General features: G+C 54.2%; 18 protein-coding genes. 7 read left to right on the forward strand and 11 right to left on the reverse strand.

Annotated elements, in window-relative coordinates; translation table 11 throughout:
- Positions 1-48: 48 nt before the first annotated feature.
- The gene (locus tag EA20_RS0118125) at positions 49-948 is read right to left on the reverse strand and encodes a LysR family transcriptional regulator (RefSeq protein ID WP_024968178.1); all 900 of its coding nucleotides are present in this window, start codon (positions 946-948) and stop codon (positions 49-51) included.
- Between the two features lie 89 nt (positions 949-1,037).
- Positions 1,038-2,630: a PTS transporter subunit EIIC gene (locus EA20_RS0118130; protein WP_024968179.1), complete on the reverse strand. Its 1,593-nt coding sequence runs from the start codon at positions 2,628-2,630 to the stop codon at positions 1,038-1,040.
- Positions 2,631-2,869: 239 nt separating this feature from the next.
- On the opposite strand from EA20_RS0118130, the gene EA20_RS0118135 reads away from it, so the two are divergent.
- From EA20_RS0118135 to pdeR, 5 genes are all read left to right on the forward strand, one after another.
- Entirely contained in the window at positions 2,870-5,176 is a 2,307-nt protein-coding gene (locus tag EA20_RS0118135) for an FdhF/YdeP family oxidoreductase (RefSeq protein ID WP_024968180.1), read from the forward strand.
- Between the two features lie 115 nt (positions 5,177-5,291).
- The gene (locus tag EA20_RS0118140) at positions 5,292-7,226 is read left to right on the forward strand and encodes an exoribonuclease II (RefSeq protein ID WP_024968181.1); all 1,935 of its coding nucleotides are present in this window, start codon (positions 5,292-5,294) and stop codon (positions 7,224-7,226) included.
- A gap of 348 nt (positions 7,227-7,574) precedes the next feature.
- On the forward strand, positions 7,575-9,641 hold the full coding sequence (locus tag EA20_RS0118145) for a carbon starvation CstA family protein (RefSeq protein ID WP_024968182.1): 2,067 nt from the start codon (positions 7,575-7,577) through the stop codon (positions 9,639-9,641).
- Complete coding sequence (locus tag EA20_RS20470) at positions 9,634-9,927, forward strand: YbdD/YjiX family protein (protein ID WP_071995452.1); 294 nt, start codon at positions 9,634-9,636, stop codon at positions 9,925-9,927. The genes EA20_RS0118145 and EA20_RS20470 overlap by 8 nt, the downstream gene beginning before the upstream one ends.
- 160 nt (positions 9,928-10,087) lie before the next feature.
- On the forward strand, positions 10,088-12,073 hold the full coding sequence (pdeR, locus tag EA20_RS0118155) for a cyclic di-GMP phosphodiesterase (RefSeq protein WP_024968183.1): 1,986 nt from the start codon (positions 10,088-10,090) through the stop codon (positions 12,071-12,073).
- On the opposite strand, the gene EA20_RS0118160 is transcribed toward pdeR, so the two are convergent.
- Both EA20_RS0118160 and EA20_RS0118165 read right to left on the reverse strand, forming a co-directional pair.
- Positions 12,074-12,943, reverse strand: coding sequence for a crotonase/enoyl-CoA hydratase family protein (locus tag EA20_RS0118160; protein ID WP_024968184.1), 870 nt, complete (start codon positions 12,941-12,943; stop codon positions 12,074-12,076).
- Positions 12,944-13,142: 199 nt separating this feature from the next.
- Positions 13,143-13,841 carry an L-ribulose-5-phosphate 4-epimerase gene (locus EA20_RS0118165; protein ID WP_024968185.1) on the reverse strand — a complete coding sequence of 233 codons (699 nt, stop codon included), beginning with the start codon at positions 13,839-13,841 and terminating at the stop codon, positions 13,143-13,145.
- Between the two features lie 405 nt (positions 13,842-14,246).
- Between EA20_RS0118165 and osmB the strand changes: the two genes are divergently transcribed.
- Complete coding sequence (osmB, locus tag EA20_RS0118170) at positions 14,247-14,465, forward strand: osmotically-inducible lipoprotein OsmB (RefSeq protein ID WP_024968186.1); 219 nt, start codon at positions 14,247-14,249, stop codon at positions 14,463-14,465.
- 64 nt (positions 14,466-14,529) lie between these two features.
- Here osmB and yciH read toward each other — a convergent pair whose 3' ends face one another.
- The 5 genes from yciH to pgpB all read right to left on the reverse strand — a co-directional run bounded on the left by yciH (position 14,530) and on the right by pgpB (position 18,207).
- Positions 14,530-14,856: a stress response translation initiation inhibitor YciH gene (gene yciH, locus EA20_RS0118175; protein ID WP_024968187.1), complete on the reverse strand. Its 327-nt coding sequence runs from the start codon at positions 14,854-14,856 to the stop codon at positions 14,530-14,532.
- On the reverse strand, positions 14,856-15,572 hold the full coding sequence (pyrF, locus tag EA20_RS0118180) for an orotidine-5'-phosphate decarboxylase (RefSeq protein WP_024968188.1): 717 nt from the start codon (positions 15,570-15,572) through the stop codon (positions 14,856-14,858). Before pyrF ends, yciH begins: the two co-directional genes overlap by 1 nt.
- A 246-nt stretch (positions 15,573-15,818) precedes the next feature.
- Positions 15,819-16,988, reverse strand: coding sequence for a lipopolysaccharide assembly protein LapB (gene lapB, locus EA20_RS0118185; protein ID WP_024968189.1), 1,170 nt, complete (start codon positions 16,986-16,988; stop codon positions 15,819-15,821).
- 6 nt (positions 16,989-16,994) lie between these two features.
- Positions 16,995-17,303: a LapA family protein gene (locus EA20_RS0118190; protein WP_024968190.1), complete on the reverse strand. Its 309-nt coding sequence runs from the start codon at positions 17,301-17,303 to the stop codon at positions 16,995-16,997.
- A gap of 139 nt (positions 17,304-17,442) precedes the next feature.
- Positions 17,443-18,207 (reverse strand): phosphatidylglycerophosphatase B, encoded by a 765-nt coding sequence (gene pgpB, locus EA20_RS0118195; RefSeq protein ID WP_024968191.1) that lies wholly within the window; start codon positions 18,205-18,207, stop codon positions 17,443-17,445.
- 230 nt (positions 18,208-18,437) lie between these two features.
- Here pgpB and ribA point away from each other — a divergent pair, with 230 nt between their 5' ends.
- Positions 18,438-19,031 (forward strand): GTP cyclohydrolase II, encoded by a 594-nt coding sequence (ribA, locus tag EA20_RS0118200; protein WP_024968192.1) that lies wholly within the window; start codon positions 18,438-18,440, stop codon positions 19,029-19,031.
- A 41-nt stretch (positions 19,032-19,072) separates the two neighbouring features.
- Here the strand turns inward: ribA and acnA are convergent, their stop codons facing one another.
- Both acnA and EA20_RS20475 read right to left on the reverse strand, forming a co-directional pair.
- Positions 19,073-21,754 carry an aconitate hydratase AcnA gene (acnA, locus tag EA20_RS0118205; protein ID WP_024968193.1) on the reverse strand — a complete coding sequence of 894 codons (2,682 nt, stop codon included), beginning with the start codon at positions 21,752-21,754 and terminating at the stop codon, positions 19,073-19,075.
- A gap of 659 nt (positions 21,755-22,413) precedes the next feature.
- A complete protein-coding gene (locus EA20_RS20475) occupies positions 22,414-22,572 on the reverse strand; it encodes a YmiA family putative membrane protein (RefSeq protein ID WP_071995453.1) in 159 nt (52 codons plus the stop codon).
- Positions 22,573-22,804 lie beyond the last annotated feature (232 nt).

Consider the following 22,804-nt stretch of genomic DNA (forward strand, 5'->3'; position numbering starts at 1 on the left):
CCCGGCAGTGCGAACGTTCAGGTTAAAACCTCAGACGGCAAAACGAGGCTAACGCTCACTTGCCCAGCGGCGCACCTCATCAAAAAAGTGCTGTGAAAGCGGAGTTGCCCGGCCCGGCTCAGCGATCACCACCGCGGCCTCGCGCGACATGGGGGCGATATCCAGCACGCGGCTTTGCAGTTCGGGCGTCATTTCCGGCAGCAGATGTCCACGTGGAGAGATCAGGCAGCCCAGCCCCACCTGCGTGCTTTGCAGCAGCTGAAAGATGGAAGTCGTCTCTATGATGACCCGCATCCGCAGCGCCGCGTCCCGAAAATGGCCATCCAGATAGCGACGGAAATAGCGGGTCTGATCAGCCAGGCACAGTGGAACCTCTGAAAGGTCGGCCAGCCGAAGCGGCGTGTCGCCGCACAGCTCCGGGAAATAACGCGGATGAAAGACCACCTCAACGCCTTCATCCTGAAGTGGCTCAGCCTGAAAATGCAGCTCGCGCAGCGTGGCGAGTTCGAAAAAGCCGATACCGACATCCACCGTGTGGCTGTTCAGCGCTTCCAGCAGCTGATCGGCGCTAAGGACGGCTACCCGGTAATCGAGCTGCGGATACCGATCGCTGATCTCTTTCAGCATCAGCGGCAGTGAAATACTGCACTGTGGCACCACCCCGATGCGCAGCGTACCGTTGACGCCGTGCTTCAGGGATTCCACTTCCAGCTTCAGCCCCTGGTAAACTGACACGATTTCCCGCGCCCACGAAAGTACCCGCTCGCCCTCCGAGGTAAAGCCATCAAAGTTATTACTGCGGTTGATCAATGAAAGCCCTAACTCACGCTCCAGATTCTTCAGGCGCATCGAGAGCGTGGGCTGGCTGACAAAACTGGCTTCAGCGGCACGGCCAAAATGGCGTTCCCGCTCAAGATTGACGAGATAGGTAAGCTGTTTTATGTCCATTACTGTACGCGTCGCTAAAAAAGTCAGGCAGTGTAGCATGTCCACTGGCCGCCCGGGTGAGCTGTCACCCGAACGGTTATCGGCAGGATTCAGGCAATGCCCAGTGCTGTTTTCACTTCATTGGCGATCTTTTCCACCTGTGGACCATATATAACCTGAACATCGTGATCGCTGACGCGGTTAACGCCGTTCGCCCCGGTTGTCATGAGCGTCTGATCGACCACCTCTTTCATCTCTTTCACCCGCACGCGAAGCCGGGTAAAGCAGCAATCGACGTCCTCTATATTGCCCTGCCCGCCCAGGCCGCTGATGATGACCTGGGTCCGCTGATCCACCGGCACGGTGGTGGCCTCTTTTTCAACCTCTTCCGACTCCCTGCCGGGCGTCTCCACGCGCATCCGGGTAATGACAAAACGGAAGCCGTAGTAATAGACAGGAATATAGATCAGGCCGAGCAGGATACTCCACCACCACTGAGTTTTACTGCCGCCAAGGATGCCGAAAACGATCAGGTCGATAGCGCCACCCTGCACGTTGCCGATCATCAGATGCATAAGCGACATCAGCATAAAAGAGAGGCCGCTCAGCAGCGCGTGGAAGAGGTAGAGCACGGGTGAGACAAAAATAAAGCAGAACTCCAGCGGCTCGGTGATCCCCGTGGTAAAGGAGGTCAGCGCGCCAGCCAGCACCAAAGCCTTAACGCGCTGTTTATGCGCGGGCCTGGCGCAATGATACATCGCCAGCGCCGCTGCGGGCAGGCCAAACATCATCACCGGGATTTTGCCCTGTGCAAGGAACTGGGTGGCATTACGTACGATCTCATCCGGCACCGATCCGGGATGCGTCAGCGCCGTATTAAAAATATTCAGCGCACCGACGATAGTCTGGTTATCCACGGTGGCGATGCCGCCTATTGGCGTAAAGCGGACGGTTTCATTCAGAATATGATGCAGTCCCGTCGGAATAAGTAGCCTTTCGCTGGTCCCGTAAAGGAATGCGCCATACTGCCCGCTTTTGCCAATCAGTTCGCCCACCCACGCAATGCCTGCGCCAATGGTAGGCCAAATCATCGCCAGCAATACACCCACCAGCGGCAGGATCAGCACGGTGATAATAGGCACCAGACGCCTGCCACCGAAAAAGCTAATCGCCGTGGGGAGCTGGGTGGTGTAGAAACGGTTATGGATCGCCACCGTTAGCAGACCGGCAATAACCCCGCCAAGCACGCTCATGTTATAGGTGAAAATCCCCAGCATCTCGATATATTCAGCCGAAGTCATCATGGCTTCCGTCTGGGCCATCCCCTGCGCCTGAAGCGCTTCCGGTGTGGTGGTCGCGGCGGTCAGCCCCTGTGCGCCCAGCGTGGCGCTGACGCCCACATGCATGGCGATAAAACCAATCACTGAGGCAAACGCCGCGGTCGGTTTTTCCGCCTTTGCCAGCCCGATGGCGCTGGCGACGGCAAAAAAGACCGGCAGGTTGGCAAAAAGTGCGCCGGCAACTTTACGAATGAAGCCGATAATCAGTTGCGGCACTTCGAGCCGGGCAAAGGCCTCGCCGGTAATGGCGGGGTTTTGCATGGCAGCCGCCACCCCCAGAAATATCCCGGCGGCGGCAATGACCGAAATCGGCATCATCAGCGCTTTGCCAAAGGCGTGGACTTTGCTGGCAAATTCTTTCATAGGCCCCTCGTTAACAGAACGAAAGCCTAATTATTGGTCAGCACTGCGGGGCAGGATGGTAAAAACCGTTTTATGGGTCAGGTTCTATGAGGGAGATCACGCTTTAGCGATAAACCGCAGCTATCGCACCATTAAACCAATCAATTAGACAATTTTTTTACCTGCTTGCAGACTAATCTCACAAAATAAGAAATGATTTCTTAACAAACCAAAAACATAAATTAAACCTGCGAAGTAATATGAAATTTAAAACTGCAATTAAGCCCTATGAGGCGGCGGCCGGCGGCTGGGGATCGCTTGAAGCGACGACCCGTTTCGTCTTCGACAGCAAACAAGTTCTGAAAAATATGCGCAACCTGATGCGCATGAATAAAGCAAAAGGGTTTGACTGCCCGGGTTGCGCCTGGGGCGATGACAACAAAAGCACCTTCAGTTTCTGTGAGAACGGCGCTAAAGCGGTCACCTGGGAAGCGACCCGCCGCTTCGTCGACGCCAGCTTTTTCGCGCAGCACACCGTTTCAGCCCTCTATCAGCAGAGCGACTATTTCCTTGAATATCAGGGGCGCCTGACCGAGCCGCTACGTTACAACCGCAGCACCGACCGCTATGAGCCAATTAGCTGGGACGACGCTTTCGCGCTGATCGCCCGCCACATTAAGGCGATGGATAATCCCGATCAGATGGAGCTTTATACCTCTGGCCGCGCCAGCAACGAAGCGTCATGGCTTTATCAGCTGTTTGGCCGTATGAACGGCAGCAACAACTTCCCTGACTGCTCCAATATGTGTCATGAAGCGAGCGGCTCTGGCCTTAAGCGCAGTATCGGCGTGGGCAAAGGCACCATTCGCCTTGATGACTTCGATCATGCCGATGCCATTTTCGTTTTCGGCCAGAACCCGGGCACGAATCACCCGCGTATGCTGCACAGCCTGCGCCATGCTGCCGATCACGGCGCAAGAATTGTCACCTTCAATACGCTGCGTGAGCGCGGCCTGGAGCGGTTTGCCGATCCGCAAAAACCGCTGGAAGTGGTCACCAGCAAGGCCGGCACCATCAGCTCAACCTATTATCAGCCGAACCTGGGCGGTGATATGGCGGCCGTGCGCGGAATGGTAAAAGCGCTGGCGGAGACACACCGTGCCCGCGTGGCCGCAGGCGAAAAAGGCCTGTTTGATGAAGTGTTTATCAATGCCAAAACGGAAGGGATGGAAGCTTACCTGGCCGCCGTCGACGCCACTGAGTGGTCGCATATTGAGAAGCAGTCAGGCCTGAGTGAACAGCAGATCCGCGAAGCGGCAGCTATTTACCAGAGCGCAGAGCGGGTTATCTGCACCTGGGCTATGGGCATCACTCAGCATAAGCATTCCGTCGATACCGTACGTGAAATCGTCAATCTTCAGCTGCTGTTTGGTCAGCTGGGCAAAAAAGGCGCTGGCCTCTGCCCTGTGCGTGGACACAGTAACGTACAGGGTAACCGTACCATGGGCATCGATGAAAAGCCTTCTCAGGCGTTTCTCGACAGCATGGCCGCCCATTTTGACTTCGAGCCGCCGCGCAACATCGGTCACAATACCGTTGAAGCACTGGAAGCGATGCTGAGAGGCGAAGTGAAGGTGCTGATCGCGCTGGGTGGCAACCTTGCCGCCGCTGCGCCGGACAGCCCGCGTACTGAAGAAGCGCTGCGCCGCTGCGGCCTGACCGTGCAGATCTCGACCAAGCTTAACCGTAGCCACCTCTGTCCTGGCGCTGAAGATGCGCTGATCCTGCCAACCATTGGCCGTACCGAGCAGGATATTCAGGCAAGCGGCCCTCAGTTTATTACTGTGGAAGACTCTTTCAGCATGGTGCACGCTTCCGAAGGCATCGGTAAACCGCTGGCTGAGACGCAGCGTTCTGAAACGTCAATTGTGGCCAGCATTGCCCATGCCGTGCTGGGAAGCGGGAAAGTTGACTGGCTGGCACTTGCCGGCGACTACAACAAAATCCGCGATCATATTGCTGCGACGATCCCAGGCTTCAGTGATTTCAACGCGAAGTGTGAAGTTAAAGGCGGATTCTATCTCGGTAACGCCGCGGCGGAATTCCGTTTCAATACGCCAAACAATAAAGCGCAGTTCAGCTCTGGCAGCCTGCCGGCGTCGCTGTTCCCTCAGCTTGATGTTGAAGTGCCTTTTACGCTGCAAACCCTGCGTTCACACGATCAGTACAACACCACCATTTACGGTCTGGACGATCGCTACCGCGGCGTTTATGGTCAGCGCGAAGTGCTCTTTATTCACCCGGATGATATGGCCGCACAGGGGCTTTCCGCCGGAGATGAAGTGGATATCGAAACGTTGTGGAACGACGGCATTACCCGTCGGGTCAGCGGCTTCAAACTGGTGCCTTATAATATTCCGAAAGGGAACCTGGCTGCCTACTATCCTGAAACCAACCCGCTGGTTCCCCTTTCCAGCTTTGGCGACGGAAGCGGCACGCCGACCTCTAAATCGGTGCCGGTAAAAATCAGCCTTTCCCCGGCGAAATCCGGCCTGCGCATCGCCTGATCCTGAGGCCGTTTCGTTGCATTCAAAGCCGGGTTTCCCGGCTTTTTACTTGCCGCGGGACGGTTAATCGCGTAAAACTGTCTGCCGCTCTTAGGCCACGAAAACTGTTGAGATTATGTTCCAGGATAACCCGCTGCTCGCGCAGCTCAAAGAGAAACTCCACTCCCAGACGCCGCGTGTTGAAGGGGTCGTCAAAGGGACCGAAAAAGGCTTCGGCTTTCTTGAGGCCGATGCTCAGAAGAGCTACTTTATTCCCCCACCTTTCATGAAGAAAGTGATGCATGGCGATCGTATAGTCGCGGTGCTGCAAACCGATAAGGATCGTGAAATTGCCGATCCTGAAAAGCTGGTTGAACCCTTCCTGACGCGTTTTGTTGGCCGGGTACAGCGCAAAGATGACCGACTCTCTATCGTACCGGATCATCCCCTGCTTAAAGATGCCATCCAGTGCCGCGCCGAGCGCAGCGTTAAGCATGATTTTCAGCATGGCGACTGGGCCGTGGCCGAAATGCGCCGCCATCCGCTGAAAGGCGATCGCACTTTTTACGCGGAACTCACCGAATTTATTACCACGGCGGACGATCATCTTGCGCCATGGTGGGTCACCCTTTCCCGTCATAATCTTGAGCGTGAAGCGCCAGAAGCCGTCACCGGCGACATGCTGGACGAACAGCTTGAGCGGGAAGATTTGACCGCGCTGGAGTTTGTCACCATTGACAGCGCCAGCACCGAAGATATGGATGATGCGCTGCACGTGGCTGAAACGCCTGAAGGCGATCTGCTGCTGACGATCGCCATTGCCGATCCGACGGCCTATGTGGCAGCCGGCAGCGAACTGGACGCCATCGCGGCCGAACGCGCCTTCACCAACTATCTGCCCGGCTTTAACATTCCGATGCTGCCGCGCCAGCTCTCGGACGATATCTGCTCACTGCGTCCCAACGAACGTCGTCCGGTGCTGGCCTGTCGTGTTCGCGTTGCCGTTGACGGCACGCTGGGCGACGATATTCAGTTCTTTGCCGCGTGGATTGAGTCAAAAGCCAAGCTGGCCTATGACAACGTTTCCGACTGGCTGGAAAAGCTGGGCGAATGGCAGCCGCCAAGTGATGCCATTGCTAACCAGATCCAGTTATTGCATCGCCTCTGCCTGGCACGTGCCGAATGGCGGCAGGCCCATGCGCTGGTGTTTAAGGACCGTCCTGACTTCCGCTTTATGCTGGGTGAGAAAGGCGAAGTGCTGGACATCGTTGCCGAGCATCGCCGCATCGCCAACCGCATTGTCGAAGAAGCGATGATTACCGCCAATATCTGTGCCGCCACCGTGCTGCGCGATAAGCTGGGCTTCGGGATCTATAACATTCATCTGGGCTTTGATGCTGCCGGTGCCGAACAGGCCGCTGCGGTGCTTGACAATCACGGCGTCAAAGTCGATCCGCTGGCGATCGCCACGCTGGATGGCTTCCGTACGCTGCGTCGCGAGCTTGACGCCCAGCCGACGCAGTTCCTCGACAGCCGCATCCGTCGTTTTCAGTCGTTTGCTGAGGTCAGCACCCTGCCAGGCCCGCATTTTGGTCTTGGACTGGAGGCTTACGCTACCTGGACATCACCTATCCGTAAGTACGGCGATATGATTAACCATCGCCTGCTCAAGGCGATGGTTAAAGGCGAAACCGCAACGCCGCCTCAGGATGAGGTTACGGTGAAAATGGGTGAGCGCCGTCGTCAGAACCGTATGGCAGAGCGAGACGTGGGGGACTGGCTCTACTCCCGCTTTCTGCAGAAGTCAGCGGGCACCGGTGAACGTTTCAGCGCGGAGATCATCGACGTCTCCCGTGGCGGTATGCGCGTGCGCCTGACGGCTAACGGCGCGGTAGCCTTTATCCCCGCCCCTTTCATTCATGCCGTGCGTGATGAACTGGTCTGCAGCCAGGAAAATGGCACCGTGCAGATCAAAGGCGAGGTGGCTTACCGCGTAACCGATGTGATTGAGGTGACTATCGCTGAAGTGCGTATGGAAAACCGCAGCGTCGTGGCCCGTCCGGCTGCCTGAGTATCCCGTAAGGGGGGATAAATACTATCCCACCTTTGAGGGTGACTGACAGCGTGCTGGTACCCGCAAGGCCTGCCAGTCAAGAGGCAAAAAGCTTTGTCCCGCGTCCTCAATGGCGCGGGACACTTTACTCCCCGTTCCTCTTCATGCCCGGCGTACGTTTGTCATTATTGATAAGATTGAATTAATTCTCTTACCCCCTGTTTTCATCGCCCTCTTTGCTTTACTTCTTCACCGCTAAAACCCCTTCACCTTCACATTTCTTCCTTCGGTAACTTTCATAAACAAACAATTACATTACTTTTAATTCGTGAGCAGATCGCTTAATAAACATGGAAGGAGTAATGGATGAGAAACGTCAAAACCGGTGTTGTCTGGTCAGCAGTGGCGCTGGCGGGCGCGGGCGCGTTCGCCATGCTGGCCTTAAGCCGCGGCGAACATGTCAACGCGATGTGGCTGGTTATCGCCTCGGTGGCCTGCTACAGCATTGCCTACCGCTTCTACAGTTTGTTTATCGCCCGGGACATCTTTGAACTGGACGATCGCCGTAAAACCCCTGCCGAGCGAAAAAATGATGGTCTGGACTACGTGCCGACCAATAAATGGGTGCTGTTCGGCCATCACTTTGCCGCAATCGCTGGCGCAGGCCCGCTGGTTGGCCCTATTCTGGCGGCGCAAATGGGCTTCCTTCCCGGCACCATCTGGATCCTGATTGGCGTTATGCTGGCGGGCGCCGTGCAGGATTTTCTGATTCTGTTTATCTCTACCCGCCGGGATGGACGTTCCCTCGGGGAAATGGCGAAGCAGGAGCTGGGCGCCTTTGCGGGCGTGGTCACCATGCTCGGCGCGCTGGGCGTAATGATCATTATCCTTTCGGCGCTGGCGCTGGTGGTGGTGAAAGCCCTGGCAGACAGCCCGTGGGGACTCTTTACCATTGCCGCTACCATTCCGATTGCCCTTTTTATGGGCGTTTATATGCGCTTTATCCGGCCAGGCAAAATTGCTGAAGTATCGCTGATCGGGTTCGTGCTGATGATGGCCGCGATCGTTTACGGTGGCGATATTGCCCAGCATCCTTACTGGGGGCCTTTTTTTACCCTTAAAGGGACTACGCTGACCTGGGTGCTGGTTATCTATGGGTTTATCGCCTCGGTGCTGCCCGTCTGGCTGCTGCTCGCACCGCGCGATTACCTTTCCACCTTCCTGAAAATCGGCGTTATTATCGGCCTGGCTGTCGGCATTGTCTTTGCCATGCCGGAAATGAAAATGCCCGCCGTGACCAAATTCATCGACGGCAGTGGCCCGGTCTTTTCCGGCAGCCTCTTTCCTTTCCTGTTTATTACTATCGCCTGTGGTGCCATCTCCGGCTTTCACGCACTGGTTTCAAGCGGCACTACGCCGAAGCTGGTGGAACGGGAAAGCCATATCCGTTTTATCGGCTACGGCGCCATGCTGATGGAGTCATTCGTCGCCATCATGGCCCTGATCTGCGCCTCGGTCATCGATCCGGGCGTCTACTTCGCCATGAACTCTCCGGCGGCGCTGATCGGCACCACCGTGGAGAGCGCCTCACAGGCGATCAATAGCTGGGGCTTTGTCGTTACGCCTGAAATGCTCGCTGCCGTGGCCCGGGATGTGGGTGAAGGTTCTATCCTCTCACGTGCGGGGGGTGCCCCAACCTTCGCTGTCGGGATGGCACATATTATTACTGAGGTATTTAACAGCCGCGCAATGATGGCCTTCTGGTATCACTTCGCGATCCTGTTTGAGGCGCTGTTTATTCTTACCGCCGTGGATGCGGGCACCCGCGCCTGCCGTTTTATGGTGCAGGATCTCGCCGGTACGGTTGTGCCATCACTGGCGAATAACCGCTCATGGCTGGGGAATATGGCAGGCACAACCGTGGCCGTTGCCGGCTGGGGCTTTTTCGTCTATCAGGGCGTCATCGATCCGCTGGGCGGGATTAACACCCTCTGGCCGCTGTTTGGTATCGGCAATCAGATGCTCGCGTCAATGGCGCTGATCCTGGGTACCGTTGTGCTGTTCAAAATGAAAAAGCAGCGCTATGCCTGGGTGACGATTTTACCGACGGTCTGGCTTTTCATCACATCGATGACCGCTGGCTGGCAGAAAATCTTCCATGAGAAAGCGAACATTGGCTTCCTCGCACAGGCCAACCGGTTTTCCAAAGGCATCGAAGACGGCATTATCATCGCGCCCGCTAAAACCGTGGCGGATATGCAGACTATTGTTTTCAGTAATCAGATTAACGCCGCGCTCTGTGCGTTTTTTATGCTTGTCGCGGTCACTATGCTGATTTCCGCCTTCTTTGTGATCCGCCGTGCGCTTGCCAGCCCGACGCCGACCGTACACGAAACCGATCCCGTCCTGAGAAAAGAGGTTCGCCATGTCTGACGCCATTTTCGCCCGACAATTAGTGAGTCCACTAACGATTCATCGCTGTGTGCCCGCGAAGGATACGGTTGCCGCTCCAGCCCGTCTAACGTTAAGGCTACTAATGTCACGACTGGCGCAAAGCTTCCGTCTGATGGTGGGCGTGCAGGATTACGGTACCTATCTTCGCCATATGCATCAACAACACCCTGGCACTAAGCCCATGACTGAAAAAGAGTTTCATCGTTACTGCCTGGATGCCCGCTTCCCGAGCCAGGCGGGCAAATTGGGTAAATGCCCCTGTTAATCCGCGCCCCCGATCGTCCGATCGGGGCGTTTTAACGCCGCAGAAAACCGCTGGTCAGAAAAATATATTCATCAGATAACTTGTGATTCATCTCCTTGCCGAATATCGTTGGTAAAATAAGAAGATACAGCCCGCTTAAGATTTTCCGAGGATACGACTGATGACCGATGAACAAGGGCAATCGCGACTATATACCTGGTTTGGTACGTCCAGCCCTCATTGGCGCTTAACCTCCGACAGTGATGCACTGCATTTCGCTGAAGATGAAACATCCAGTACACATATTGCCGTGCCGCTTACCCCCGCGCAGGCAAATTTGCTGCGTAGCATGACGGTAATCACGTCCAGCATTAATTTGACCCTCTCTTTTTATGGTGAAGAGCTGGCCATGCATCTGGTCGGCAGGAAAGTTAACCAGTCTGAATGGGCCGGCAGTGCTTCAGCCTGGGGAGACACCGCCGCCGTTGCCCGCGATCTGGTGCTGGGCCTCTCTTTTGCTGAGCAGGTCGTCTCCGAGGCCAACTCCGTTATCGTGATTCTCGATCAGCGCGGCAATATTCAGCGTTTCAATCGTATGTGCGAGGAGTACACCGGCCTGAACGAGCAGGAGGTCATTGGCCGCAACGTTTTCCAGCTTTTTATGACCCGCAAGGAGGCGACGGCGTCGCGCCGGAATATCAGCGGCTTTTTCCGTGACGGCAGTTCTTACGAAGTTGAGCGCTGGATAAAAACCCAAAAGGGACAGCGCCTCTTCCTGTTCCGCAATAAATTTGTGCACAGTGGCAGCGGCAGAAATGAGATCTATCTCATCTGTTCGGGCACCGACATTACTGAAGAACGCCGCGCGCAGGAGCGGCTGAGGCTGCTCGCCAATACCGACAGTATCACCGGCCTGCCCAACCGCCACGCCATTAATCAGGAAATCGCAACGGCGCTGGAGCGCGGCCAGGAGCATCAGACCGGCATCGTCTATCTCGACCTGGATAATTTCAAAAAAGTTAACGACGCCTATGGTCATATGTTTGGCGACCAGCTGCTTCAGGCCGTTTCGCTGGCGATTTTAAGCTGTCTGGAGAAAGAGCAGATCCTTGCCCGCCTGGGTGGCGATGAGTTTATCGTGCTGGCAACCGACACCAGCCAGGCTGCGCTGGAAGCGATGGCCACCCGCATCCTGACCCGCCTGAAAGATCCTTTCCGCATCGGACTGATTGAGGTCTATTCCGGCTGTTCGATCGGTATTGCCGTCAGCCCACAGCATGGTGAAGATCGTGAAAGTCTGATCCGCAACGCGGATACCGCCATGTATACCGCCAAAGAGAGTGGGCGCGGAAAATTCTGCGTATTCAGCGCCGAGATGAATAAGCGCGTGTTTGAATACCTCTGGCTGGACACCAATCTTCGTAAAGCGCTGGACCAGCAGCAGCTGATTATCCATTATCAGCCCAAACTGGACGCCACAGGCAAAGTGTCCAGCGTGGAAGCGCTGGTTCGCTGGCTTTCACCGGAGCGAGGTCTGGTTCCGCCCGGCAGTTTTATCTCCTATGCCGAAGAGTCAGGTCTGATTGTCCCTCTTGGACGATGGGTGATGCTGACGGCGCTTGAGCAGATTATGCGTTGGCGGGAAAAAGGGATTTTCCTCCGCGTGGCAGTCAACGTTTCGCCAAGGCAGCTTGTCGATCAGAGTATCTACGCCGATCTGAAGCAGGCGCTGGATGCGACCGGACTGACGGAAAGCCCGATCGATATTGAGCTGACCGAAAGTTGTCTGATTGAGAACGAAGAGAAAGCCTTATCGCTGATGGCGCAGTTCAAGGCGCTGGGCGCGGAAGTGCATCTGGATGATTTTGGCACCGGCTACTCTTCCCTTTCGCAGCTTGCCCGGATGCCGGTCGATACAATTAAGCTTGATCAGAGTTTTGTCCGTGACGTTAACGATCAGCCTGTTTCCCAGTCGCTGGTGAAAGCGATAGTTGCCGTCGCCAGAGCGCTGGATTTAAGCGTGATCGCTGAAGGCATTGAAACGGTGGAGGAGGAAGCGTTTGTGATGGCGAACGGCGTGGATATCCGTCAGGGTTATCTTTACGCGAAGCCAATGCCCGCCGACGAGCTCGAGCACTGGCTTACGCGGCGTCCTGCCAGTCAGTAATTATCCAACTTTACGCAGTATCTGGGCACTATGCCGGTTTTGCAGCTGAACCAGGCGTTCCATATAGGCGATATCCTTCGGCTCAATGGTAAAGGCGAAATCGACCCAGTCCTCGGTAATGTCCATCAGTTCCGCCCGCGTCAGTTGCAGCACGCGCTGACGCGCTTTCAGCATCGCCCTGACGCCGTTCAGCTTAGGCCGCATCACATCAATAAAGGTGCGTGTGGCCTGATAGCCTTCACCAGGCTGGAATAGCTTATCGACCAGCCCCCGGGTCTCAAACCACTCTGCCGTATGCGATTCGCCTTCGCAGATCAGCTCCTCCGCCAGCTTCATGCCGGCACGCCGGGCGACCAGAGAGTAGCCCCCCATACCCGGGAAAAGGTTGAAAGCAATTTCCGGAAAGCCCATTCTTGCGGTGTTCTGCGCCAGAATAAAGTGATGCGCCAGCGCGGCCTCAAAACCGCCCCCCAGCGCACTTCCCTCAATCATGGCGATACTGACTGCCCCCGTATCAAACCCTCTGGCTGCGGCATGAATGCAGTCCACGCATGCCCGGGCATAGGCCCTCAGCGCCTCACGTCGTCCATTCTTGATAGATTCCACGAAGAAGCGCAAATCGCCGCCTGCGTTGAACATCGAAGGGACCAGCGACCCCGTTACCCAAAAATCGATAGCGATACCGGCGCGCTGCGCGGCGTAGCTCAGGTTCATGATCTCCTCAATGAGTTCATGATTGAAACTGGGCCGCGGTTGCGCCCTCAGCATCATCCACATGGTCCTTCGCCCTTCTTCATAATAGGCTGAAAGCTGAGTGGTTTGTCCAGCTTCGGTGAACAGCCTGCAGGTAGTCTGATTAATTACTGTCATAGTCTTATCCTCTGTTTGTGGGTGCGCATCAGCGCGACCCCAGCGTAATGCAGAGCGTCAAATCTCTAAACGAGCTTTTGATTTTTAAGACAAAACAGAGAGGACTATTCCCAGCCCTGCGGCTGGGAAAAAATAACATTGAAAGGATAATCCGGGACAAAAGAAGGTTAAAAATGAAGTCGCTGGGCTGCGTTAATGGCTATTTTTGTCCATACCAGGCATTACTGCCGTGTTTACGTAGATAGTGACAGTCGAGCAGAGGTTGCTGGATTGCAGGGAGTGAAGGCGTTAACAACTGGCTGTAGATGCCCATGTAAGCCACCTCTTCCAGCACGACGGCCGAATGCACTGCTGCTTCTGGTGTTTTCCCCCAGCAAAATGGGCCATGCGAATTAATTAATACGGCAGGGATCGCCACCGGATCCAGGCCTTGCTCACGGAAGGTTTCAATGATGACCTGTCCAGTTTCCCATTCATAGCGACTCTCGATCTCTTCAGGGCGCATTTGCCGTGTACAGGGTATCGCACCGTAAAAATCATCAGCATGAGTGGTACCCCAGGCGGGGAGCGATTTTCCCGCCTGGGCCCAGATGGTGGCATGGCGGGAATGAGTATGCACAATACTGCCAATCTCAGGCCAGGCAAGATAAAGCGCCCGATGAGTTTCCGTATCAGATGAGGGGCGTTTGCTACCTTCAACAACCTTACCCGTTGCGATATCAACCACCACCATATCGTCACGCTGCATCGCGGGATAGCTGACACCGGAGGGTTTGATAACCATCAGGCCGGCGCTACGATCGACAGCACTGACATTGCCCCAGGTAAAAACGACCAGGCCATGCTGAGGAAGCGCAAGATTGGCTTCCAGCACCTGCTGTTTGAGTTGTTCTAACATCACATATCTCCGTGCGTTCTTTTTGCTATTTTCAGCGCTATGGCGGATTTGGAGTATGGAGCTTTTCGCTGGATGCGCGGCAGGAAATGGCTACAGCATTGAAGTTGAGCGGGTGATGGCGATTTTATCGTCCTGAGGGACGAGGCTTCCTTTACGCGTAATCAATAAAATAACCGGGACTTCTCTCCTTACTGTTCAGATCGCAGGCTCGCCCGGAGACAAGAGTGAGTATAGAAAAGGCCTACAGAACAGAGTATCTTACGGCTGAGCTGTCGCTATCGGCCGGGTCCCATGGCTCACTGGTGAAATAACCCGCTAAATATCCGCGGATTCCAGTTGAGAAATGCGGTAAGCAGCTATACTGAAATGGAAGATTTAACGCAGTAAAATTAAGGAGAAATAATTATGTCTTTGACTGCAAAACGCATCACAGCAGGCCTGTTGGCCACCACTCTGGTTCTTTCACTTAGCGCCTGTTCAAACTGGTCTAAACGCGATCGCAATACGGCAATAGGTGCCGGCGCAGGCGCAATCGGTGGTTCAGTGTTAACGAACGGTAGCGGGCTCGGCACCGTTGGCGGCGCCGCGGTAGGCGGCATTATCGGCCATCAGATCGACCGGTAAACGCGTTGTTCTGAATACTATTACGCCCGAATTCAAGGCCGCGATACGTCGCGGCTTTGTCATTTCAGCCACCGGCCAGTTTAACTTTAAGCCCTTTTGCTTCCAGAAGCGTTTTGATCAGGTCACGCTTATCGCCCTGAATTTCAATCACTCCCGCTTTCACCGCACCGCCGCAGCCACACTTCTTTTTAAGCTCTGCAGCCAGTTTTTCCAGTTCGGCATCGCTCAGATCGAGACCGGTGATCAGGCAGACCCCCTTCCCTTTTCTGCCGCTGGTCTGGCGCTGAATGCGAACAATGCCATCCCCTTTCGGACGCTGCACCACCGCTTCTGGCTGGTCGATACGTCCTGAATCTGTTGAATAGACTAACCTGCTATTGTTATCAGCCATTACGCCTCCTGTAACGATGTCAGAATGGACGCCAGTGTCGCTGCCGGGTCAGCAGATTGCGTCACTGGCCGGCCTATTACCATATAGTCCACGCCAGCCAGTCGTGCCTGTTGCGGCGTCATAATGCGGCGCTGATCGCCCGCATCGCTGCCTGCAGGACGGATCCCTGGCGTGACTAACTTGAATTCCTGGCCCAGTGCCTGTTTTAACCGTACTGCCTCATGCGCCGAACAGACCACACCATCCAGACCACATTGATGCGTGAGACGCGCCAGACGCTCAGCATGATCGGCCGGAGAAACATTGATACCCAGCCCTTTCAGATCCTCTGCATCCATGCTGGTTAATACCGTGACGGCAATTAACAGCGGCGCATCTTTACCGAACGGCAGTAGTGCTTCCCGCGCCGCCGTCATCATGCGCGCTCCCCCGCTGGCGTGAACGTTAACCATCCAGACGCCCAGATCGGCTGCCGCCGCAACGGCATGAGCGGTGGTATTAGGGATGTCGTGAAATTTCAAATCGAGAAAAACGTCAAAACCCCGGTTTTGCAGATCGCGCACCAGCTGTGGACCAAATAAGGTGAACATCTCTTTGCCCACTTTCAGGCGGCAGCTGGCAGGATCAATACCGTCAACAAAGGTCATGGCGCTGTGAAGGTCAGCGTAATCTAACGCCAGCAGAATCGGTGAATCTGTTACCTGAGGTGAATGCATGATAAGCCCCTGAAAGTGATGCACCGGCCGGCGCAGGTGATAAACGGCAAGCATTCTACCTGTGAGAGGCAAAAAATCACAGGTACCCCTCTGACTTTTCTCCGTTATTCACTGTCAGACTGAACCAAACACCGATGTCTCAGGTATTGTGATGTTCTGAAATTAATTAGTATGTTGTAACTAAAAAAAGATCGCTTGAGAAGGGCAACATTATTTTGTGCACCCAGTCTCTGTAGCGGAATATCGTTACTGGCCATCAAGGCCGCGGATCGGTTTTACCGATGACCAGGCACGGCAGGATGGACAGTGCCAGTAAAGAGCATGTGCGGTGAAGCCGCATTTGTGACAGCGGTAGCGTGGTTTAGTGCGGATCTGCTCGCCTACCATGTCGCGCAGAACCATCAGGCTCTCTTTCGCTCTGCCATCTTCAGCTTCATGCAGGTGAAAATCCATCAGGCGATGAAACACCCGCATCGTAGGATGGCGTTGCAGCTGCCGGTTGATGTAGAGTTGCGCGACTTCCCCGCCCTCTTCATGCTCAATGACCTCAGAAAGATAAAGCTCTGCCACCGCGCCCGTATTCTCTTCCACGCAGCGTTTAAGATAGTCAGCCCAAGCCTCGGGCTGATTAAGCTCCCGGTAGCAGGTTTCCAGCATTTCCAGCGTTTCGCTGACCAGCTCTTTATCCTGCTCCAGCACGCGTTTTAACTGCTCAACGGCCTTCGCATATTCACGGTTCGCCATAAAAATGCGCCCCATCATGATCGATACCCTGGCACTTTGCCGATCGGCCGATTCGGCTTTTTTAAGCAGCCCCATCGCCCGATCCAGATCATCGCTGCCCATTGCCTGTAGCGCCAGCTCACAATAGAAGTGCGCGATTTCCATCCGCTGCTTATCTTTACCAAGCTTGACCAGCCGTTCCGCCACTTCTATTGCCTTTGGCCAGTCGCTGGTCGCCTGATGGATAATCAGTAGCTGCTGAAGCGCGCCGACGCGGAAATCGGTTTCATCCACCAGTTGGGCAAACATCTCTTCGGCACGATCGTAAAAGCCAGCCGCCATATAGTCGCGGCCGAGCTGCTGTACGGCCAGGAGACGCTGATCGTAGGTGAGAGAGGCACTTTCCATCAGCGCCTGGTGAATGCGGATAGCGCGGTCCACTTCGCCTCTGGAGCGGAAAAGGTTACCCAGTGTCAGGTGAGCCTCGACGGTACCACTGTCCTCTTTCAGCATATCGAGAAAAAGATCGACCGCTTTATCCTGCTGATTGGAAAGCAGGAAGTTGACGCCAGCGACATAATCCCGTGAAAGGCGACTGGCTTCCTGTTGCTTGTTCTGTTGCGCACTTCTGCGTCCCATATACCAGCCGTAGGCGGCGGCGACGGGGAGTAACAGAAACAGCAATTCCAGCATGAGTAATTATTCCTTAATAGCAGGCACAGGTGACGTTGTCACTGGTTGCTCTGCCTGCCCCAGCTGCTGCTGGAGACGTTTCAGTTTACGTTGAGAGTGCGCCAGCGAAACCCGCAGGCGAAGCCAGAACAGTCCGCAAATAGCCCACCCCAGGACAAAACCAGCGGCAAACAGCGATGCCAGCAGCGTTGAAATCCGAAATTGCCCCTGCGCGAGGAGATAGTTGAAAGTGACTATCTGATCGTTATGTGCCCCAAGCGTCACAGAGATAATAAAGATCGCTAAGACAAGTAAGAAAATCAGCAAATATTTCACAGTCCGTCCCATAGTCTGATGATTACCAGATGAATTATGCCAAAAAAAATGCCCGGTTGCTTGCCAAACATCAGCGCGAGGCTGGACGCGGGAAACAGACTTTCGCTGCATCACTGTTATGGGGGCAAAAGCCCGAAACTCAATTCTCGCGTTCGCGAGCTTCTATCTCCTGATGCTCGACCGGCGGCACGGTCAGCGGGCCAGCAAAGCGCTGTACCAGCCAGGTGGCGAGCGTCACCAGCAGCCAGCTTATCAGGGTTGAAGTGACCAAATCCCGCGGCCAGTGCATTCCCAGCACCAGACGACTCACCATCACGCCGGTCGCCCAGACGATCAGGAAAACGACCGTGACCATGCGCCGGCGGGGCCAGAGCAAGCCAATGCCCAGCAGCGCCCAGCTTGCGGCAAACATAGTATGGCCGGAAGGAAACGCGAAGCCCGTTTCGAAGGCCCAGTGATCTTTTAACCATTGGGGAAGCAGCGCTTCATTTTTTATCCTCTTCACCACCTGTTGACTACGAAGCTCGCGATCCTGGCCGTAAAAAAGCTGCGGATTCAGCCCCTGAGTCTTCTCAAGCCAGAGTACATAGGGGCGCGGCTCCTGCACCTGCTCTTTGATATAACTTTTACTGTATTGGCCGGTCAGCAGTGCGGCGGTAACGATCAGCAACAGGATGAGGGCGGGTTTTATGCGGAAACGCAGGCACCAGAGAAACCAGCCGCAGAAAAGCACACTGGTCACTATTCCCCAGGGCCGGGTGACGGTTTCAGTTACCCAGAACAGCGCTTTATAGCCTGCTCCCATTTCCACAGGATGCCACTGCCAGCCAGAGAGCCATACGCCAACCGGCATAATCAGTAGTAACAGCGTGCCCAGCGTGGTGCGTTTCATAATATCTAACATAGTTGACCTTAACACCGGTTCTGGCCTGCTGACCTGATCCAAAGAATTGTTGACCAAAAATAATAACATACTGGCGCAGAAGGTGATAATTGTGCGCTATTAGAGCAATCACACTATCTCGCTTACCGTCGCAGGATTGATTGTGGCAAAATAGGCGGCATGACATGTCAGTAAGCTGACAGCGCGCTACCATGATGATAGCGCAACATCTTAAGATTCTGGAGAATCACATGCAGCTTAAGAAGGTGGCAGAAGCCAAACTGCCGACGCCATGGGGCGATTTCCTTATGGTCGGTTTTGAAGAACTGGCAACCGGACAGGATCACGTTGCGCTGGTTTATGGCGACATCACCAACAGCGAAGCCGTGCTGGCGCGCGTGCATTCAGAGTGCCTGACCGGTGATGCGCTGTTCAGCCTGCGATGTGACTGTGGTTTTCAGCTTGAGGCCGCGCTGAATCATATCGCCGAAGAAGGCCGGGGGGTGCTGCTCTATCATCGTCAGGAAGGACGTAATATCGGCCTGCTGAATAAAATCCGCGCCTATGCACTACAGGATAAGGGTTATGATACGGTTGAAGCCAATCATCAGCTGGGTTTTGCTGCCGATGAGCGGGACTTCACGCTTTGTGCCGATATGTTTAAGCTGTTGGGTGTGAACGAAGTCCGTCTGCTGACTAACAATCCCCGTAAGGTTGAGATCCTGAGCGAAGCCGGCATCAATATTGTCGAGCGCGTTCCGCTGATTGTGGGCCGTAATCCGGCAAACGCCCATTACCTTGATACCAAGGCGGCTAAAATGGGCCATTTGCTGACTAAAGATTAAGAAACAGCAATAAAAAAGGGACGGAATTCCGTCCCTTTTTTTCAGGTAAGCATATTTCGTATTACGTAATGCAATATGCCATCGTTCTGATAATAGGTCAGCTCATTACCGGTATCGATGCGACACCGCGTCTCCAGCGTCACCTTCTCACCATTCGCACGCGTCAGCGTAACGCTGATCGTCCCGCCAGGCTTAAGACTGTCGAGGTTTTCCACATCGATCTGTTCATCCCCCGTTAACTGAAGCGTTTTTCTGCTTACGCCATCAGGGAATTCAAGAGGCAGGATGCCCATTCCGATCAGGTTTGAGCGGTGAATACGTTCAAAGGATTCGGCAATAACGACCCGGATACCCAGCAGGCGCGGGCCTTTAGCCGCCCAGTCGCGACTGGAGCCTGAGCCATATTCTTTCCCGGCAATTACCGCCAGCGGGGTTCCCTGCTGCTGATATTTCATCGCGGCATCGTAAATCGCCATCTGCTCATTACCCGGCACAAAACGGGTAATCCCCCCTTCCACGCCCGGCACCATCTCATTACGAATACGGATATTGGCGAAAGTGCCGCGCATCATCACCTCATGGTTACCCCTGCGTGAGCCATAAGAGTTGAAATCGCCACGCTCTACACCATGCTCCTGAAGATAGCGGCCTGCGGGACTTTCCGCCTTGATGCTGCCGGCTGGGGAGATATGGTCGGTGGTCACCGAATCGCCGAGTATCGCCAGTATTCTTGCGCCCCGGATATCCGTCACCGGCGCAGGCTCTTTACCCATATCATCAAAGAATGGGGAAAGCCGGATATAGGTTGACCCCTCGTCCCAGTCATACGTCGCCGCTTCACTGACTTTGATCTCCTGCCACTCAGGCGTTCCTTCAAAAACTTCTGCATATTCTTTATGGAACATGTCCGTGGAGACCAGCTGCACCGCCTCATCAATCTCTTCAGGTGAAGGCCAGATATCTTTGAGATAGACAGGCTTGCCCGTTTTATCTTCGCCAAGCGGATCCGTCGCCAGGTTAATATTCATGTTACCCGCCAGCGCATAAGCCACCACCAGCGGCGGAGAGGCCAGCCAGTTAGTTTTCACATAAGGATGGATACGCCCTTCAAAGTTACGGTTACCGGAAAGCACAGCGCCCACGGTGAGGTCGCCTTCTTTGATCGCGCTTTCAACCGCATCGGGAAGCGGTCCGGAGTTACCGATACAGGTCGTGCAGCCGTAACCAACCAGATTAAAGCCTAGTTTATCGAGGTAAGGGGTAAGTCTCGCGGCGGCAAGATAATCTGATACCACTTTTGACCCTGGCGCCAGCGACGCCTTCACCCAGGGTTTACGCTGCAGACCCAGCGTTACCGCTTTTTTCGCCAGCAGACCGGCAGCCATCAGGATGCTGGCGTTCGACGTATTGGTACAGGAAGTGATGGCTGAAATCACCACGGCACCATCCTCAAGATCGTGCTTCTGCCCCGTCTCACTATCCGTATAACTGACTGGTTTATGCTGTTTCTGCGCCTGATTGACTTCAAGCTCATTGCTGGCCTGAAACGCCTGCGGCACTTCCGCCAGCGAAACGCGATCCTGAGGGCGTTTTGGCCCGGCGAGGCTTGCTTCTACAGTTCCCATATCCAGCGCTAGAGAACTGGTGAATACCGGTTCATCACCGGCATCGCGCCACAGTCCCTGCGCTTTGGTGTAGGCTTCTACCAGCGCAACCTGCTCACTGCTGCGGCCAGTCAGTTTCAGGTAACCCAGCGTGACATCATCGACCGGGAAGAATCCGCAGGTGGCACCATATTCAGGAGCCATATTGGCGATAGTTGCGCGATCTGCCAGCGGCAGGTCGTCCAGTCCGTCGCCGTAAAATTCAACAAATTTCCCCACCACGCCATGCTTACGCAGCATTTGTGTGACGGTCAGGACGAGGTCAGTTGCGGTGATGCCCGGCTTAAGCTTGCCGCTTAATTTGAAGCCAACAACGTCCGGGATCAACATGGATACCGGCTGACCCAGCATTGCGGCCTCTGCCTCAATACCGCCAACGCCCCATCCCAGCACGCCGAGCGCGTTAATCATTGTGGTATGGGAATCGGTGCCGACCAGGGTATCGGGATAAGCGACTTCTTCACCATTGCGCGTTTCATGCCAGACAGATTTCCCCAGATATTCGAGGTTTACCTGGTGACAAATCCCCGTGCCCGGCGGGACCACGCTGAATTTATTGAACGCTTTCTGGCCCCAGCGCAGGAAAACATAGCGTTCATGGTTGCGTTCCATTTCAAGACGAACGTTCTCTTCAAACGCATCGTCATTGCCAAATTTATCCACCGTAACGGAGTGATCTATCACCAGATCGACAGGCGACAGCGGATTCACTTTCGCCACGTCGCCGCCGAGGCGGTTTACCGCCTCACGCATCGCGGCCAGGTCGACGACGGCGGGAACGCCAGTAAAGTCCTGCATCAGTACGCGGGCAGGCCGGTAGGCGATTTCACGATCGGCATGGGCGTTTTTCAACCATCCGGCCAGCGCCGAGATATCTTCTGCCGTGACGGAGTCCTCATCCTGCCAGCGCAGCAGGTTTTCAAGCAGCACTTTCAGGGATTTGGGTAAGCGTGAAATATCACCGAGTTGCTCAGCGGCATGGGGAAGACTGTAGTAATGGTAACGTTGGCCTTTGACCTCCAGCGTATCCTTACTTATTTGGTGTAGGGTAGACGACATCACTCCTCCTTTATGCGACTCTTTAAACAGATAACCTGAGTCATTACAGGGTCTGTTTTAAAGATAGTACAAACTTAAAGTAACGTTTTGATAACAACGTGTAATGCGCACTTTTAGGAAAGGCTGCAACGCAAAAAAGCCCTGAGTTGTTAACCACAGGGCTTTTTTGCGAAATTCTTTAAGAGGAGTGATTCAGGGCTATCTGATTACCAGAAACATCCAGAGCAGACTCGCCCAGAATAATGCAGAGAAGGTCCAGGTACTAAACCAGGTCATTTGCGTTAAATTCATATTTTCCTTCTCCTTTATTAAATTAATAAACCGTTCTTAATTGTAAATCTTTTAGAAACAACAACATAAAAACATAAAGCTTCTGAGCCATTTCGCGCTGGGCGACAGGCTACCCTGCCCTGACAGGCGGCAAATATTTAACGCACTATTTAATAGTTATATCCCCGGTAATAGGCACGGGTTATTGGTTATAGCGTTAAATTACTTATTTGTTTTATCCATCATGGATTCGATAAAGTTACGCTGAAGTTGATTCAGGTTCCATGAATCCGGCACAGAGACCTCAGACGTTTCTTTGTCCTTGCAGTACGTCTCTTTCATCTTACGGGTTTGCTCTGATGTACGACTTAATGACTGAAGCTGCATAGTTAACCCCACATACGCCAAATCATGAATGCTGCAACAATCCAGAACACCGCTGAGCCGGCGAACACGGCTAACCATGCTTTGCGTTTCAGATTGCTGTTACGCTGGACTTTAAGGGCTTTATGCCCGAAGTCATGTTGTGCTGTTAATCTGGTAGCCATAGTTTTTGATAATCACTCTCATTAGAAACGATTGTCTGAACCAATCAGAAATTAGGATGAATCCTAAACATTTTGCGAAGTGAAATCCAGTCATTTTTATTCAACAGAACGATTAATGGTATTTATCAAAGAAGATAAACTTTACCGCCTGTCATTAATAAAACTGATATCACAGTAGAAAAGATAAACGAAAATTCTTCCCCTTAACGCACCTGTTCAGATCCAATAATTT

It is taken from the genome of Pantoea sp. IMH, from assembly GCF_000599885.1.
Lineage (GTDB): Bacteria > Pseudomonadota > Gammaproteobacteria > Enterobacterales > Enterobacteriaceae > Erwinia.